The organism is Acinetobacter sp. YH16052, assembly GCF_013417155.1.
In the GTDB taxonomy this organism is placed as follows: Bacteria; Pseudomonadota; Gammaproteobacteria; order Pseudomonadales; family Moraxellaceae; genus Acinetobacter.
Window position 1 is genome coordinate 233,465 of the sequence record NZ_VPEO01000001.1, and the last position, 18,144, is coordinate 251,608.

At 42.4% G+C, this 18,144-nt stretch carries 12 protein-coding genes and 1 pseudogene; 5 read left to right on the top strand and 8 right to left on the bottom strand.

All coding sequences use genetic code 11. The features are described 5' to 3' along the window. Positions 1-11: 11 nt before the first annotated feature. Together ybgC and FTV42_RS01110 are read right to left on the bottom strand one after the other, a co-directional pair. Complete coding sequence (gene ybgC, locus FTV42_RS01105; protein ID WP_004645668.1) at positions 12-419, bottom strand: tol-pal system-associated acyl-CoA thioesterase; 408 nt, start codon at positions 417-419, stop codon at positions 12-14. A gap of 266 nt (positions 420-685) precedes the next feature. Further along, positions 686-2,029 (bottom strand): amidohydrolase, encoded by a 1,344-nt coding sequence (locus tag FTV42_RS01110; protein WP_180037148.1) that lies wholly within the window; start codon positions 2,027-2,029, stop codon positions 686-688. Positions 2,030-2,398: 369 nt separating this feature from the next. Here FTV42_RS01110 and FTV42_RS01115 point away from each other — a divergent pair, with 369 nt between their 5' ends. Both FTV42_RS01115 and FTV42_RS01120 read left to right on the top strand, forming a co-directional pair. Beyond that, positions 2,399-3,628, top strand: coding sequence for an acetamidase/formamidase family protein (locus FTV42_RS01115; RefSeq protein ID WP_005247596.1), 1,230 nt, complete (start codon positions 2,399-2,401; stop codon positions 3,626-3,628). Positions 3,629-3,762: 134 nt separating this feature from the next. Continuing rightward, positions 3,763-4,545: a hypothetical protein gene (locus tag FTV42_RS01120; RefSeq protein ID WP_180037149.1), complete on the top strand. Its 783-nt coding sequence runs from the start codon at positions 3,763-3,765 to the stop codon at positions 4,543-4,545. A gap of 30 nt (positions 4,546-4,575) precedes the next feature. Here FTV42_RS01120 and ruvB read toward each other — a convergent pair whose 3' ends face one another. From ruvB to FTV42_RS01140, 5 genes are all read right to left on the bottom strand, one after another. Beyond that, positions 4,576-5,583 carry a Holliday junction branch migration DNA helicase RuvB gene (gene ruvB, locus FTV42_RS01125; RefSeq protein WP_005247592.1) on the bottom strand — a complete coding sequence of 336 codons (1,008 nt, stop codon included), beginning with the start codon at positions 5,581-5,583 and terminating at the stop codon, positions 4,576-4,578. Positions 5,584-5,808: 225 nt separating this feature from the next. Further along, positions 5,809-6,411: a Holliday junction branch migration protein RuvA gene (gene ruvA, locus FTV42_RS01130; RefSeq protein ID WP_180037150.1), complete on the bottom strand. Its 603-nt coding sequence runs from the start codon at positions 6,409-6,411 to the stop codon at positions 5,809-5,811. 115 nt (positions 6,412-6,526) lie between these two features. Continuing rightward, complete coding sequence (locus tag FTV42_RS01135) at positions 6,527-7,867, bottom strand: deoxyguanosinetriphosphate triphosphohydrolase (protein WP_005265805.1); 1,341 nt, start codon at positions 7,865-7,867, stop codon at positions 6,527-6,529. Between the two features lie 196 nt (positions 7,868-8,063). Further along, complete coding sequence (locus FTV42_RS17380; protein ID WP_004645659.1) at positions 8,064-8,195, bottom strand: putative transporter small subunit; 132 nt, start codon at positions 8,193-8,195, stop codon at positions 8,064-8,066. An 11-nt stretch (positions 8,196-8,206) separates the two neighbouring features. Further along, complete coding sequence (locus tag FTV42_RS01140) at positions 8,207-9,844, bottom strand: sodium:proline symporter (RefSeq protein WP_180037151.1); 1,638 nt, start codon at positions 9,842-9,844, stop codon at positions 8,207-8,209. A gap of 1,302 nt (positions 9,845-11,146) precedes the next feature. On the opposite strand from FTV42_RS01140, the gene purL reads away from it, so the two are divergent. From purL to FTV42_RS17495, 3 genes are all read left to right on the top strand, one after another. Continuing rightward, the gene (gene purL, locus FTV42_RS01145; RefSeq protein WP_138742565.1) at positions 11,147-14,980 is read left to right on the top strand and encodes a phosphoribosylformylglycinamidine synthase; all 3,834 of its coding nucleotides are present in this window, start codon (positions 11,147-11,149) and stop codon (positions 14,978-14,980) included. Positions 14,981-15,100: 120 nt separating this feature from the next. Continuing rightward, positions 15,101-15,829: an abortive infection family protein gene (locus FTV42_RS01150; RefSeq protein ID WP_180037152.1), complete on the top strand. Its 729-nt coding sequence runs from the start codon at positions 15,101-15,103 to the stop codon at positions 15,827-15,829. Between the two features lie 301 nt (positions 15,830-16,130). Then, positions 16,131-16,256 carry a KGW motif small protein gene (locus FTV42_RS17495; RefSeq protein WP_004645654.1) on the top strand — a complete coding sequence of 42 codons (126 nt, stop codon included), beginning with the start codon at positions 16,131-16,133 and terminating at the stop codon, positions 16,254-16,256. 42 nt (positions 16,257-16,298) lie between these two features. Here the strand turns inward: FTV42_RS17495 and FTV42_RS01155 are convergent. Continuing rightward, positions 16,299-18,041: pseudogene (locus FTV42_RS01155) on the bottom strand (FAD-dependent monooxygenase). Between the last annotated feature and the right edge of the window lie 103 nt (positions 18,042-18,144).

Below are 18,144 nucleotides of genomic sequence, written 5' to 3' on the forward strand. Positions count from 1 at the left end.
AATAAATTTTTTTAGTCTTGTTCCAATTCTTTTTGAATTAGTTCGCGGATTTCATCCGGGAGTCGACGTGGTCGCATCTCTGCACTGATACATGCCAACTCAACCTCACCTGATGCAAGCATGATTTCACCACGATAAATATTTTGTTGCAATACAAATGATGAAGCTTTACATGAAATGACACGTGCCGTAACAGTAATTAAATCATCCATCAGGATCGGACGCATATATTTGACATTAATTTTATGCACCACAAAATTGTAGTCTGTCTGATGCCAGTAATGGCTCACTCCAGCGGCACGTAACCATTCGGTACGGGTACGTTCCATATAGCGAATATGATTGGCGTGATAGACAATGCCACCCGCATCAGTATCTTCAATATAAACGCGGATATTGAATTCAAAGTGATTCGCCATAGTTTTGTTCCATGCAGATTTTCGAAATTTTTGCTTGTTTTTAGATGCAGGAGAGGGATTAGAGTTTGCCGGATTCCTGCCAACAGTCAAGCAATTTAGCGGTTCAAAGTTTAGCATTGTGAGTCTTGAGACCAATGGCACAAGGTGTCAAATCTGGAGAGAAGTCACTAAGATGAAGTACTGAGCGCTTAACAGCTCATTTATAAAACAGCAGCAGATACTAAAATGCGCGAGTCTATTGAGCCGCGCATTTTAGTAATAGAAGATTAGCCTTTATTTTTCTGTTTCCAGTTGGCCTGAACCTGCTCGGCCACTTTTGGATAGTCCAGAATAAAACGGACATGGCTTTCGACCCCGGTTTTCAAGGTCACATCATCGACAATGAAATTCGGGTTGTGGTTCGGTGCGGCTTTTGCCGGATCCTGATCTGCTGGTGTGGCACCGACAAACACGAAGAGCGATGGCATGAGCTGGCCATAATAAGCAAAGTCTTCACTGGCGCTGGCATTGTTGTCTAAAACATGCAATTTATCTTCACCATGCACGTTCGCCAAGGTTGGACGCATCAATTCAGTCAAGGTTTTATCATTGGTGGTTACTGGTGCATAAGGTGCAATTTCGACTTTCACCTTGACGTCATTGGCTGCGGCATTGTGTTCCAGCATTTTCGGCAAGTCTTTTAAAATGCCCTGACGCACATCTTCACTATTGGAGCGAATAGTCCCGACCATATTGACCTGATCTGGAATGACGTTGCCGGTGGTGCCGCCCTGAATGCTACCAATACTGACCACACCCATTCCTTTAGTCAGGTCAGCTTTACGGCTGATCAGACTTTGTAAATTGGTCACCATCTGGGCAGAGGCATAAATAGGGTCTTTACCTGCCCAAGGCATAGAACCGTGCACCTGACTGCCATTGACCTGAATACGTAAATGATCGGCACTGTTTAAAATCGCACCATCTTTGTAGAAGATATTGCCACTTGGCATACCTGCCATGACATGCATCCCGAAAATGACTTCAGGTTTTGGATTTTTTAATGCACCGTCGGCAATCATTTTACGTGAGCCAATCTGATTGCCATGAGTGAAGTTATCAATATCTGCACCGCCTTCTTCGGCCGGCTGGAATACAAACACCACTGTCCCCGCAATTTTATCTTTATTGGCGGCCAGCACTTTGGCTGCACCCAATAACATCGCAGTATGCGCGTCATGGCCACAGGCATGCATCACATAAGATTCTTTGCCTTGATAAATGGCTTTTTGTTTGCTGGCAAAAGGCACCGGTGCTGTTTCCTTGATTGGCAATGCATCCATATCTGCGCGTAATGCCATCACAGGGCCGGGTTTTGCACCTTTTAATACACCGATTACACCAGTTTTGGCATAGCCTTTACGTACTTCAATGCCGTAGGATTTTAATTCTTTTTGGACCAGCTCCGAGGTTTTGAATTCCATATTGCCCAGTTCAGGATGCTGGTGGATATGTTGGCGTAATTTGATGGTGTGTGCTTCAGCAGCTTGTACAGAATCATCAATCCAGTCGGCCAGGCTGAGCTGGTTACAGAAAAGAAGAGGGAGACAAAGGGATATCTGCTTATACATGTTCATACTTCGGGAGAACCTTAAGAATTTTAAATGGTTAAAGAGATTCTTTAGGATGGCATACTGATCTAATTTCGACCAAAACTCTCTAAGTATTTTTTGATACCTTAAAGGTATTCTGGGTGTTAATATCTGTTCCCAAAAAGCTTTATTTGTTCTTTTACATTGTAAAATTATGTATCTAAATTGATTTTTTATATTTATAAGGTATGAAAATTATAAAAATTTCAGGCTAAAAAGGGATAAAAACGATTACCTCTATATCAATAATCTGAATGAAGTGAAGATTTTTTAAACCTCTTAAACTTATTTTGGCACTTAGATTGCATTCACTCTTTCGTAATATTTTTTATGACGGAAATTGAACACATGTTAAAACCTTTGGCTTTATCTCTGGCAGTAGCTTCAAGCTTAAGTTTTATTTCGACAAGCCTATGGGCTGAAGACTTTAAGATACTGAAACAGCTGGAAAATAAACCGACATTACTCAAAAGTGGTGAATATAAAGGTCATTATTATGTGCCGAGTACCTTAAATACGATTACTTGGGGTTATCTGCCAAATAAAGATGCAAAACCTGTCTTGACTGTCCCTTCAGGTAGCACAGTTACTTTCGATACAGTTTCGCATGAAGGGCTGCTGGAAGATCAAGGCCGCAATGCAGAGAAATATTTCACATCAAAAGGTGTCAAGCCTGAACAAGTTTTAGATGAAGCCAAGCTGATCACGAATTCCAAATTAAAACATGATTTCCATAAAGATGGACCACACATTATTACCGGGCCTGTCTATGTAGAAGGGGCAATGCCGGGCGATATTCTAAAGGTGGAGATTTTAAAAGTTGAACCGCGTGTGCCTTATGGCGTGATTTCAAACCGTCATGGCAAAGGGACCTTACCCGAATTTCCGAAACGTCAGAAACATGAGCATGCATCTCCAGCCAATCCTGATGCTTATGGCAACGTGTCCATTTTTACCCCAATTGAGAAAAATGCGGATGGTGTATGGGAAGGCGTTTTAAAAACTGAATCTGGTAAAGCGATTCGTTTCCCGCTGAATCCGTTTATGGGCACGATGGGCGTTGCACCAAATACCAGTGAGCCTGTGCACTCTGTACCACCATCATTTTATGGCGGGAATATCGACATCAATGAATTAGGAGCAGGGGCTACGGCCTATTATCCTGTACAGGTGCCAGGTGCTTTGTTCTATACAGGTGATAGTCACTTTGTACAAGGTGATGGTGAGGTGGCTTTAACTGCCTTGGAAGGTTCGGCACGTGCGACTTTAAAATTTACTTTACTTAAATCTGGCAAGGATAAAATTCCAGGTGCAGAGATTAAACAGCCGCTGGCTGAAAATGCTGAATTCTGGATTACGCCGGGTCTGGATGAAGACTTAGATGAAGCCATGCGTAAATCCACCCGTGAAGCGATCCGTTTTCTGGTCAATGAATATGGCATTTCTGAAGAAATTGCCTATGCCTACTTAAGTGCTGCGACTGACTTTGAAGTGTCACAAGTGGTCGATCGAACCAAAGGTATTCATGCCATGATTCGTAAAGCGGACTTTAAGGAATTTAAAAAAGAAGAGAAGTAATTTTTTATTTAGTTTTTTGTTTTGTGCTTTTGCCAACTGATTCAGGCATGGTCAGTTGGCTTTTTCTTTTGTGATACTTTGAAAATGTTTAGAATGTTGATAATAAAAATTCATTTAAGTTAAAAGGGGTGGGTGTGGCAGAGCAGAATAATAATGAAGTGATGATTCAGCTTCCGTGGACAGTGCCACAACAACCTTTAGTACAAACTACAAGTATGGTCGAAAATCCAAATAAGAAAATGGAACTTAATCTCACTCATTCGACAGATACAACAGCAATATCATCTTTCGCTTTATCCGTAATTATCGCTTTAATTTTAGGAAGTTTAGCGACTTGGCTAGCTTATTGGTATGGACGGAAAAGTTTTGATTTAACTAAGCAATCCTTTGATTCTTTAATTGAACAAATTAAAAGTTCCGAGAAAATTACTTTGACTACTAATCAAGAGTTGATAAAAAGCCAAGAGAGCCAAAAAAAATTTGAATTATCATTTCAAAGAAAAGAGGCAGACAGAGCTGAATTTAGGAAGCTTTCCTTTGAATATATTAGTACAGTGAAACTGACTTTAAAATTTCTACTTATAAAGTTGTCTAATATTGAAGATGAATCGTGGGCATATTTAGTAGAAAATAGTTATGATAAATTCTTTGACACTTTCAATGAGCAATTGGATGAAGATTTTAATAAGCTTGGCGCGATTTCGTTACATTTGTTTTTGATTTTAAATAATAAGAGCAAAAATCACTATCAATTTAGTGAAAAAATAGAGCTTATTAATCGTCTAGTGCTTTCTATTTTATCCACTCTTGAAAGTAAAGCGGAAACCAAAGAAAAAACAGAAGATCTAGCAAAGAAAATAAATGAGTTGCTTATTTTTATGACCGAAATTATACATTCCGATGAATCCTTTAATTAAGTAAAAAGCAGCCTAAGCTGCTTTTTTAAATCACTTATCTTTCGGTTCAGGCGGTGCCATCCCAAACTGCAAATACGCCATATTGGTGGCAATACGACCACGTGCAGTTCGCATTACATAACCTTGCTGAATCAGGTAAGGCTCAATGACATCCTCCAACGTACCAGAATCTTCTGCCATGGCTGCTGCCAAGGCTTCTACGCCAGCAGGACCACCATCAAAACGCTCAAGCAACATTGATAAATAACGGCGGTCGAGTGTATCTAAACCATCTTTATCGACTTTGAGCATGTCCAAAGCACGTTGGGCCATATCCTGATTGATCTCACCGGTACCTTTGACCTGAGCGTAATCACGAACTCGACGCAATAAACGGTTAGCAATACGCGGTGTACCTCGTGAGCGACGGGCAATTTCTTTTGCGCCATCTCCAGTCATAGGTACATCCATCAAATTGGCTGAACGTTTGACAATGTGGGTTAAATCTTCAACCGAATAAAACTCTAAACGCTGTACGATTCCGAAACGGTCACGCAGCGGAGAGGTGAGTAGACCAGCTCGTGTAGTTGCAGCTACCAAGGTAAATGGCGGTAAATCCAGTTTAATCGAACGGGCTGCAGGGCCTTCACCAATCATGATATCGAGTTGATAATCTTCCATCGCCGGATACAGGATTTCTTCAATCACGGGTGAAAGACGGTGAATCTCGTCAATAAACAGGACATCGCCTTCTTCCAGGTTCGTTAGCATCGCGGCTAAGTCACCAGCACGTTCCAGTACCGGGCCAGAAGTTGACTTGAGATTACCACCCATTTCTCGGGCAATAATATTGGCCAATGTCGTTTTACCCAGACCTGGCGGGCCAAAAATCAGGGTGTGATCAAGGGCTTCTTCACGGCCACGGGCTGCGCCAATGAAAATTTCCATCTGCTCACGAACCACTGGTTGACCGATGTAGTCATCGAGGGAAGTTGGACGGATGGCGCGATCGAAATGATCTTCGGGTTTTTCAGAACCACTGATGAGACGGTCTTGCATATCTATTAACTTAATCTCTTTATTGAAGCTGTTTGATGCTGCGGAAACAGCCTCAAATAATGATTTGTGTTTAGTTGCCATTGTGTAGGCGTTGTTTTACTTTTGAAAGATCAAAAGTAACAAAAATCTTTTGTTGAACTGAGGGTGTGTCCTACACCCCAGTTCAACGGGCGACATCCTTGTCGCCATACATTTATCAAATTTGGGTTGATGGTGGACTACGATTTATCTATTCATCGACTTTAATGCAGCGCGGATAATATCGCTGGCTTCTGTAAATTCGCCTTTGGCGGCATTCACCAGTTTTTGTGCTTCAGCAGGCTTATAGCCCAAGGACTGTAATGCAGCTTCCGCTTCAGCCACGGCTGAATTGCCCATAAACTGAATCTGTGGTGCAGTTGAATTACTTGGCACAGCACCTGAAGCCATGGCTTTAAAGCGGTCACGCAATTCAATCATTAGGCGTTCTGCAGTCTTTTTACCCACCCCCGGAACCTTGACCAGAGTATTGATATCTTCATGTTCAACGGTGTGGATCAGCATTTCCACACTTAAAGTGGAAAGGATACCAAGCGCCATTTTCGGACCAACGCCGTTCACCTTTAATAAGGTACGGAAAATGGTTTTTTCCTGCGCATTGATAAAGCCATAAAGTAACTGGGCATCTTCACGAACAGCCAGATGGGTCCACAGGGTAATGTTCTGGCCTTTTTGCAACTGACAGAAAGTGGTTAAAGGAGTGTCAATCTCATAACCTACGCCGTTTACATTTAATAAAACAGTAGGCGCTTCAAGTGCCAGCACTTCCCCAATCAGGCATCCAATCATTTTTTATATACTCAAATTTAATACAGGCATAGTAGTCAGCATTTTCGATAAAGGCAAAACTCTATCATTCAAAAGCAGTGATTTTGCTGAGATTATCATCAGGCGCTCGTTCACATTAGAGTAACCCGGCTTTATTGCCATGCAGTTCCTGCGCCAGATTATAGGCCTGATGATCAGAAAACTTGGAGACAATATCTAGCACCTGCATAATGTTGTCATAATGATCAGCGCTAAACTGCGCACCCGAGCGTTTTAAAATAGCCATCAAACGCTGTTCCTTAAAGCTCAAGGTTTTGTGCGGTGTGGTCAGTGGAATAAAGGCATCCAGAATCGTTTGTAAACTTTGATGCGCGATAATTTCCAGACCGGCTTTTTGCGGATGTTCGAAGATCTTGTCTCGCGCCAGTTCTTTGGCCCGGTTAATGCCAATTTCAATGTCGGCACTACAATAACCCAGCAATGAGCCTTGCAATTGGCCCATCAAAATTTCCTGCTGATGTCGGGCAAAGGCCGTGGTGACTTCATCTACCAGACGTTTCATGACCCGCCCACGCAGCGCGGCAATTTTTTGTTGCCAGGTGGTATAAGGCATATTGATTTCTTCAGGCGTGCCATATTCACCCAGCAAGTTCAGAAAGACTGGTTCAACTTCCGCGTAGCTGAGCATATTCAGGCTGATACCATCTTCCAGATCAATCAGGGCATAGCAGATATCATCCGCAGCTTCTAAAAGATAGGTCAGCGGATGACGACAATAATGATATTCACCGAGCTGAATCAAACCCAACTGTTCAGCAATTTCCTGCAAAATCTCTTTTTCAGACTGGTAACAACCAAATTTAGGACGTCGGCTGGCAGGGGTGTTGCCAGTCGGGTCAATCGCCTCAGAGAGCCATGGGTATTTAAGATAGGCACCAAGTGTGGCATAAGTCAGGCGCATGCCGCCATCATAGGGATGGTAATCGATCTTGGTCAGCAGGCGCAGACCTTGGGCATTGCCTTCAAACTGGCGTACATCAGCTTCCTGTTCAGAACTCAAATCTTTTAAAAAGTCGGTATGAGAAGCATCGTCAAACCATTCCCGAATGGCGTATTCACCGGCATGACCAAAAGGCGGGTTACCAATATCATGTGCCAGACAGGCGGCCTGAATGATGGCACCGACATCAGCCGGAGAAATCCAGGCAGGTAAATTATCTTTGATTTTCTCGGCAGCCAACATACCGAGTGAACGGCCAATACAGGAGACTTCCAGTGAGTGGGTTAAACGGGTATGAATACCATCGTGCTGGGTCAGTGGATGGACCTGGGTTTTGCGGTTTAACTGCCGGAAGCTTTGCGAAAAAATAATACGGTCATAATCTTTATGAAACGGGCTGCGTGCCAGTTCAGTGCTCTGCTTTTTACTACCAATCCGAACTGTCGAAAGCAGTTCTAACCAACGCATTTGAGTCATTTATCATTATTCAGTGATCCACTATTTGCATCATGCCAAAAAACTGGTTCGGGGACTAGGGCAGTGCGACATGAATTGTCTTGCTGCATATTGTTATTTCAGTCAGCTGGAAAAAACTAAGAATTAAAAATCGAAATCATCAAATGAACAATAAAAAAGCAGACTCAATGGCCTGCTTTTTGTTTAGGATGAAGAATCAAATTAGCTCTTCACCATTTTTCTTGGCCTGTTGTGTGTCTTTATAGACATTCAGGCAAATCGTGAACAAGACCAGGCTTGCCACCAATGGCCAAAAAAGTACATATAGGGTCAATAATTGACTTGTCATCTGAAATCTCCTTATTTACTTTTCTCAGATAGCTGGTGAAATTCAATCACCATCTTGTTGATTTGCTTAAAATCAAATTTTTCTTTGCTGTAGAGTAGCGTCAACACAGTACATACCAGCGCACTACTGCCATACGCTGTCAGTGAGCTTAACAAGGTGCCGTATTCACGCAAGAAGCCGATGGTCCATGGCATGAAGCCAATACTGGCCAATATGCCAACGACCAGACCCACTTTCTTGCCGAAGAAACCAAAGGTCATCAAACCCAGCACCACACCAATCCCCAGGGTCGCAACGAGTTCAAAGCCAAGTGCGATCAATCCCTGAATCGGAAGCCATTCAAAACGTACTATCAGAAAGCTGAAAAATGCGAGGCCCACTGACCAGTTAAAGGCCCGGGCATTCACCTTGTCCCAATACAGGCTGACAATCACCGGGAATACAATAGAACCCCAAAGCGCACCCACAAAAATCAGCATCGATAAAATGTCAAACTTCAAGGTGGCAATCACAATCCCCAGCATGGTGGCAACGATCATGGTCATACGGCCAATAAATAGCATTTTCTTTGGATCAGGACGGTTTTTCGCAATCTGTTTGCCATAAATGTCCGTCATGACAATCGCAGATAGGGCTGACAGATCCGAGTCAGCGGTAGAAGACAGGGCGCCAATCACCATGATGAATAACAGCGCGACCATAAGTGGCGAAAGATAAGTCGCTGCCATTTGCGGAATCAGGTTATTCAGGTTGCCATCAATGGGTTGAATACCTGCAAATAGTGCCAGTAATCCAAGCATGCCTAGACCAATGACAATTGCAGCATAACCAATGGTTGCAGTGATAAAACTCGGTTTTATCAGGTCCTCACGGACTGCAAACAGGCGCTGGGCAATGGTCTGATTACCAATTGCATAGGCCAATACGGCAACAAAAAACGGCGCGCCTTGTTCCAGAAAGGCCGTTTTAGAGAAAAAATCCAGTTGTTCCGGCTGCAGGTGATGAATCCCGCTTTGAAACAGGGAAGGTCCGCCTAAGGTGAAAAATAAGGTTGGAATAATGATCACAGCCGCGACAATCATCGCCACCAGCTGACCGAAATCGGTAAAGACTGAGGAACGGAACCCCGACCAGAGGGTATAGGACAGTACACCGATACCGGTAATCAGCACGCCATGGATAAAGCTTAAAGGAGATAAAATCTCAACCAGTGCCCCGGCAGCGGTAAAGTTCACCATCAGGCTGATCACGCTACCCACAATATTGGAACCCGCCAGAATCATCTGGCTTTGATTGCCATGCCGGGCATGCATGATTTCTGCCAAAGTATGTGCATTAGGCGCCAGTTCACGAAAGCGCTTGCCAAAGGGATAGATAAATAAAATCATCAGCGCACCCCACAAACCATAGTGGAGGGCACCGGAAACGCCATATGTATATCCGGATGAAGCTGCTGCATAAAACGATGCGGCCCAGATCCAGGTGGCGGTCATACTGGCCGCAGACATTCCAAATCCGATGGAGCCATTTGAGACCATGTAGCCATCGACATTTTCATTTTTCTGTTTAATACGTAAAGATAGTAAAAAGGTGATGCCATAGAAAAGCACCATCAATAGTACAGTTGCTGTACTAGTGAATTGAAACATACATACTCCTTAAGCGGGTCACCTTTTGTTTTTGAAAATTAAATCATTGGTGACAGATTAAGGCTCTAAAATAGACAGAGCAGTGAAGCTATAGAACATCAAAAAATTAGTGTCCGAATATAGAATTTATATTCATCTCTACAGCAGAAAGGAAAAACCATTGCCAGGCCCAGAATTTGGACATTTCCTCAGCAATTTGGCTAAAGCTTAACATAAAATCATCAAATTTACTGATGAAGTGTCTATTTGGTAAGATTCTTAGCTGATATAGACGTGTGAGTCTGTTCCTCTGTTAGTCGAATAAAAAAGAAAATTTTAGATATTTTTTTAGCAATTACAAATATTTATTTTAAAATTTTTGAGTTAAATAGAACCTAAAAATACGGATTAAATAAAAAGGTAACAAAATTTTATTATTAATCATTTTTTCATTATTTTTTTATATAGGCCTCATAATTTCTGGTAAATTTTCTCATAAATACGAGTGGTATTTTCTATTTATATTGTGCTTTTTTGCGCATAATAAAACTAATGAATAAGTGATGAAATTTCAAAATATTGGCTATGATAGGTAATTTTATCGATATCATTTTTGGTTGTTTAGATAAGTAAATTTCGCTTAATTGTGATCTTAGAAAATAAATATCAAATATGAAAGAATAAAGGGGGCAAATAAGGAATTTTATTTTTATTCTTTTAGAAGATGAGAATGGATGTCCGGTTTTCCCCCCGCACATGATGTCAGATTAAAATACCACTCAGTATTAATTATTTGTTTATAGAGGGTAGTAATTTGCCTCTGTTACTGTAATGGCGGAGATCAGCGGAGAACTGTTCCTTGTGGTGCAGAACAGCAGAAGACTTTTAACCAGTTTTCTAATCTTAGAAGTCAAAGTTAAGAGTCAATCAAAAGAATCAAAAACAGTCTGCAAAAAATACGACTTCATGAAATCTTGTAATCAAGTATTTCATTTTGGCCTAAATAGGAGTTTTGGCAGGTCATGACAATAAAACCTGAATTTGATTTTGTCCCGATTGTTGTTGAAAAATAATACAATTTTTATGCAGAAAATTATTCTGAAGCGGTTTTGATTTTTCTTGAAAAAAATGTGTTAACCTGTGCGACTACATTCAATTTTCTTGCCTGAAAATAAAAGAAATATTTTAAAAGTCCAGGATATTTCAGACGTAGTTTTCTGATTTGGCATCTAGCCGATTTCCTTATTTCACAGTAGAATATGCGCTCTCTCAAGTCACATTGTGGCATGGTTGTTCATACCATCCCGTGGAGCCAAAATCAGCATGTTTATCGTTGCCGGTGCACCCGCACATTCTTCTTTTAAGAAAACTCAACTATTATCGCGTTTGACGTCAATTAGTTCTGTTCAATCAATTGAAAGTCAATGGGTCTACCTCTTTGACCAAGCGCTCAGCGAGCAACAACAGCAATCAGCTTTACAGCTTCTCAACGATGGTCAATCTTTTGAATTGCACCAGGCTGCAAGTGATGAAATCCAGATTTTAGTCACACCGCGCGTCGGAACCATCTCTCCTTGGTCCTCTAAAGCGACGGACATTTTCAAAAACTGTAATACGCCGGTTCATCGACTTGAACGCGGCGTTTTATTTACTTTGAAGGGCGTAAAAGAGCTTTCTAAAGAAGCATTGCAAGTACTGCATGACCGTATGACCGAAAGCGTATTCAATGCGATTGAAGATGCTGCAGTATTATTTGTGGAAACTGCGCCAAAACCACTAAACTCGATTGATATTCTGGGTGAAGGTAAAGAAGCACTGGTAAAAGCCAATAATGAATTTGGTTTTGCATTATCAATGGACGAAATTGATTACCTGACTGAGGCTTTCATCAAGCTAGGTCGTAATCCGAATGACATCGAACTGATGATGTTTGCGCAAGCCAACTCTGAGCATTGCCGTCATAAAATTTTTGGTTCGGAATGGACGATTGATGGTGAAGTTCAGCCATTGTCGTTGTTCCAGATGATCAAGAACACCTATAAAGAATCACCGACAGATGTATTGTCGGCTTATAAAGACAACGCTTCAGTGATTGTTGGTTCGGATACCCAGCGTTTTTATCCAACCCAAGAAGACAACGGCCATCAGGTTTATAAATACAAGAGCCAAGCTGCTCACATCCTGATGAAAGTGGAAACCCACAACCACCCAACAGCAATTGCACCATTTGCCGGTGCAGCGACAGGTTCAGGCGGTGAAATCCGTGACGAAGGTGCGACCGGTCGTGGTGGTAAGCCTAAAGCAGGTTTAACCGGCTTCACGGTATCTAACCTGAATATTCCGGGCTTTGAACAGCCTTGGGAAGAAAACTACGGCAAACCATCGCGTATGGCATCGCCGTTACAAATCATGATTGAAGGCCCATTGGGTGGTGCTGCGTTCAATAACGAATTTGGTCGTCCAGCTTTAAATGGTTACTTCCGTACTTTTGAACAAAACGTCAATGGCGATGTTAAAGGTTTCCATAAGCCAATCATGATCGCTGGTGGTTACGGAAATATCCGTCCAGATCACGTTGAAAAAGATCCGATCTTACCGGGTGACTTATTGATCGTGCTCGGTGGTCCAGCCATGCTGATCGGTCTTGGCGGGGGTGCTGCATCTTCTGTAGATAGCGGCAAATTGGGCGAGAACCTTGATTTTGCCTCAGTACAACGTGAAAACCCGGAAATGGAACGCCGTTGCCAAGAAGTGATCGATACTTGCTGGCGCATGGAAGACCACAACCCAATCGTGTCGGTACATGATGTCGGTGCGGGTGGTGTATCAAATGCCATGCCTGAACTGGTGAATGATCACGAATTGGGTGCGGTGCTAGATCTTCGTAAGATTCCATCTTTAGAACCTGGCATGTCGCCAATGGAGATCTGGTCAAACGAAGCGCAAGAACGTTATGTATTGGCGATTCGTCCATCTTCTTTAGAATTATTTGAGTCAATCTGTGCGCGTGAACGTTGTCCGTTTGCAGTACTGGGTGAGGCGACTGAAGCACGTCACTTAACCGTTGAAGATCCATTGTTCGGCAACAAACCGGTGGATATGCCAATGCAGGTGATGCTTGGCGGTACTCCGCGTATGAGCCGTTCCTATGAAACGATTGAACGTAAAGGCGATGATTTTGACGCGGCTAAAGTTACGGATTTAAAAGATGCGATTTATCGCGTTCTGAAAAACCCGACAGTGGCTTCTAAATCATTCCTGATCAGTATTGGTGACCGTTCAATTACCGGTATGGTCGCACGTGACCAAATGGTAGGTCGCTGGCAGGTTCCTGTCGCGGATGCTGCTGTGACTACAACAAGCCTTGTCGGTTACACCGGTGAAGCGATGGCAATGGGTGAACGTCCTCCAGTAGCCTTGTTGAATCCTGCTGCATCAGCACGTTTATCAGTTGCTGAATCAATCTCGAACATCATGTCTGCGAAGATTGAAAAAATCAGTGATATCAAATTGTCTGCAAATTGGATGGCTGCTGCGGGTCAACCGGGCGAAGACCAGGCATTGTTCGAAGGCGTGAAAGCCATCGGTATGGAAATGTGTCCTGCACTGGGTATCGCGATTCCAGTCGGTAAAGACTCATTGTCTATGCGTACCACCTGGAATGATGAAGGTGAAGACAAGTCTGTGACTTCTCCAATGTCGGGCGTGATCACTGCATTTGCGCCAGTGACTGATGTGCGTCAAACATTGACTCCTGAACTGAAAGATATTGAATCTATATTGGTTCGTATTGATCTGTCTAAAGGTCAGTTCCGTTTAGGCGGTTCGATTCTGGCGCAGGTATACAAAGCGATTGGTTCGGTTACTCCTGATGTGGATAGCTTCGATGACTTCAAAGCATTCTTCGCATTGGTTCAAGACTGGAACAACCGCGGTTTGATCAAGGCGTATCACGACATCGGTGACGGTGGTTTATTGGCGACTGTTGCAGAAATGATGTTCGCATCACGTCTGGGTGTTGCTCTAGAAGATCAATCAACTGCAAGCCTATTTGCTGAAGAGATTGGTGCAGTTCTACAAATTGCCAAAGCAGATTGGGAAGCATTACAAGCTGAAGTTGCAGCATCTACGCTTAAAGATGCAATTGCAGTGGTTGGTAGTGTAAACAATACGGACCAATTGTCTATCAATGGTCTGGTACTTGAACGTGCTGACCTGCAAGTGGCATGGACTGAAGTTTCTCATCAAATCCAGCGCCTACGTGACAACGTACAAACTGCAGATCAGGAATTTGCCTTAATTACTGATAAAGCGCACAAAGGTATTATCGCCCAACCAACATTCGACTTGAACGAAGCGATTGAAGCACCTTTCATTAACTTGCGTCGTCCAAATATGGCAATTCTGCGTGAGCAGGGTGTGAATGGTCATATTGAAATGGCGGCAGCTTTCGACAAAGTCGGTTTCAATACCGTTGACGTCCACATGAGTGACTTGCTGGCAGGTCGTATCAGCCTGGATGATTTCGAAGGTTTGGTAACGTGTGGTGGCTTCTCGTATGGTGACGTGATGGGCGCTGGTGGGGGCTGGGCGAAATCCGTATTGTTCAATGCTAAATTGCGTGACCAGTTTGAGAAATTCTTCAACCGTCAAGAAACCTTCTCGCTCGGTATCTGTAATGGTTGTCAAATGTTGTCTCAATTGGCTCCATTAATTCCGGGTGCGGATGCTTGGCCACGTTTCCATCGCAATACGTCTGAAGTATTTGAAGCGCGAGCAGTGAACGTTCGTGTGGAAAAATCGAATTCAGTATTGTTACAAGACATGCAAGGTTCGATTCTGCCGATCGCTGTGGCGCATGGTGAAGGTCGTGCAGTTGCAACGGCGGAAAACTTTGCTGCACTGAATGCATCGAATCAGGTGGTTCTACGTTATGTCGACAGCCATGGCAATGCAACTGAACAATATCCGTTGAACCCGAATGGTTCACCGGAAGGTATTACCGGTGTAACCTCTCAGGATGGCCGTGCAACGATTATGATGCCGCACCCTGAACGTAACTTCCGCGCGCTCCAGCATTCCTGGAAACCAGAAGACTGGGATCAAGACGGTGCTTGGTTACGTATGTTCCGTAATGCACGTAAATTTATTGGCTAATTGATATAATCAAGAATTAAAAAAGCCCCGAAAGGGGCTTTTTTAATAAGCAAATTATAGATTTATAGGTGATTAGATATAGAATTGAAAAAGATTAAAAAATGAATAAAGAGTCCTCAAATGTCCGATTTAATTGAAAAAGTTTTACTTTTACAAGAATTGCTAATAGCTAGAGCTACTGATACTTATGAAAAAGGTTCTTCAGAGGCATTTATGCAGCTTAGACAAGAGTTACTGACATTTAAAAACTTTTATGAATATATTCCATTTTTTATTAAAGACACACGCACATTAGATGAATTTGAAGCTAGGATTAAGTGGGATTTTGAATCTTACGCTGAACGTGAAAATTATATTTATTCGGAATTTAAAGACTTCTTTAATGTATTAGAAAGTCTAGATGTTCCTCCATTGGATCAGGTAGTACAGTTGAAGATTGCTGAATTAAGCTCGGATTATATACATCAAATATGGCAGAAAGCATTAGAGCGAAGAAGTACAGATCCCGAAGGTGCGATTACATTAGCTCGAACACTTTTAGAATCGACCTGCAAATATATTCTTGATGAATACGAAGTCGGTTATGGCAATGCTCCAGATATAAATCAACTGTATAGATTGGTGAGTAAAGAATTAAACCTTGCTCCATCTCAACATACGGAGCAGACTTTCAAACAAATTCTCGGAGGATGTAGTTCCATCATTGAAGGTTTAGGATCATTGAGAAATAAAGTGGGTGATGCTCATGGGCAAGGTAAAATAAACTTTAAACCTTCTCCAAGACATGCAGAATTAGCAGTGAATTTGGCTGGTACAATGTCCGTGTTTTTATTCTCATCTTGGAAATAAAAACAAGGTGAATGAATTTTTTATTATAAATATTGTTTTTAAATAGTATCTTAATTTTACTGTATGGAAAAATTAAAATAAATTCACTAACATAGGATTATTCAACCACCAATTTGGTGGATTTTTGCTTTTTAAGCATTCTGATTTTTTAATTTTTTTTCTTCCTGCTGAGTTGGTTTAGATTTTGCTTTTATATTGTATATAAAGTGCTATGGTATGTTTTATGCACAACTTTATTGCACTATAAAAGAAAGATGGAATAGATCGGTTCAGTATCAATTCTCAAAGATGAGGTGATGACATGGCTAAAACACTTAGAATAATGGATAAGGCGGCAATGCGTCAGAAAGGCTGGATGTTGTTTTGTATTGTTGTAGGACTACAAATATTGTTCGTTGTGGGCAGTTACTTGCTGCAGGGTTCTTGATCATCAGCTTTAAGAAAGCCACCATTAAGGTGGCTTTATAATTTAAATAACCAATTGAACCTGCTTCAATACCGCCTTTAACGTATTTTCATAATCAAAAGCTTTATTGGTACTGTCCTGATAACGCCAAGCCACATAACCATCCGGACGAACCAGTACTGCACCAGATTCATGAATTTCAGACTTGGCATTCCAGGTTCCATACACATCACGATAGTCACGTGAACCAATCTGAGTCACATCCAGATAAGGTAAGTTCAGTGCTTCAGCAGCTTGCTTCCATCCTTTACCGGATAAACCTGTGAGCAGGGTAAAGAGACCTTTACCCGTAATATCCAGTGTCGACTGCTTTTGACCTTTGGCATTGATCAGCCAAGTATGCGGAACTTTAGCGCCTGGGCGAGTGGTTGCCTGTAAATAAAGCTGTTGATCTCGCTCAAATCTTTCAGGCTCAGATTCGCTAATCACTGCATTGGAGCTATATCGCTGGTTCAGCTCTACACCTTGTGCATTAAATTCGAAGTTTTTAATTTCCAAAGCTTCAAATAGTTTTTGACGGATTTCAGCACCTTGCTCATCTTCCGAAAAGATACGTTCCAGCATTTGTTTTTGTGTAGTCACACCATTGTCAAAACCAAAGACTTCTTTCAGGTATTTATAATCAAAACGTGATTGATTCGCTCGCGCCACAATTTGCTTGCCGACCGGTGCACGCTCAGTCGTATAGGAATCCAGCAGGGAAGGTGCAGCTCAGCCTTTTACCGCGTATGCTAGTTTCCAGCCTAGGTTAAAGGCATCCTGCATGCAGGTATTTGAACCTAGGCCACTCGATGGTGGATGACGGTGTACCGCATCACCACCGCAGAATACGCGATCTTTAGAATATTCAGTTGCCCAGGTCTGGTTCACATACCAGTACGACAATTTCTGGATTTCGACTTCTTCAACTTTCGCACCGACAAAGGCATTCAGGCGGGCACGTACCTGTTCTTCAGTCACTTGTGGTTCGCCTTTGGAAATGTCAAAGCCCCAACCCATAATCCATTCATGCCATGGCGTAATGGCACGTAACAATCCCATGCCGAGGTCGCCAAAGCTAGCTTCAGGATTGACGATCCATTGCAGAATCGCAGGACGATGTTGAACGTATTGAGAAAGATCAGCTTTAAAGGTCACATAGACTGTACCGGCACGTGCCATGACACCTTCAAGAGGTAAATCAAGCTGTTCCAATACACGTGATTTTGCCCCATCCATACCCACCAGATATTTAGCTCTTAAGCTAAATTCGGTATTGGTAATCCGGTTCAGGAAAGTTGCCGTCACGCCATCTTCATCCTGCACATGCGACAGATATTCAGTATTAAAATTATAAATTGCGCCACGTTCACCGGCATTCTTCACCAGTAAAGCTTCCATTTTGGGTTGGATCAAATCAACTAAAGGACATGGGCTGCCTTTGATATAATCGCCATGACGCTCATCACCTGTACCCCATGCACTTAAACGGGCGATTTCTTCGCCGACCAGACTGGTGGTAATCAGGCTTTCACCCATTTGATCCCATGGTGTTGCAATCTCTTTAACCTGTTCTTCAACACCCAAATCACTTAATACTTCCATGGCATGCTGATTGGTAATATGGGCACGTGGACTATTGGTCAGCCAGCTAAACTGGGTAAACAGTTGTACCTTGATACCATAATTCGCCAAAGCCAAACCTAATGTTGAACCTGCAGGACCGGTACCAATGATCAGAACATCAGTGTCATAGTGTTGTGTCATACAAGACTCCATGTGTATAGGTGAAGAACAAGCTATCTATATAATCAGGCAGTCTAGTAAAACAGGATCTGTTGATATAGCGATATTCATATAAACTATCGAC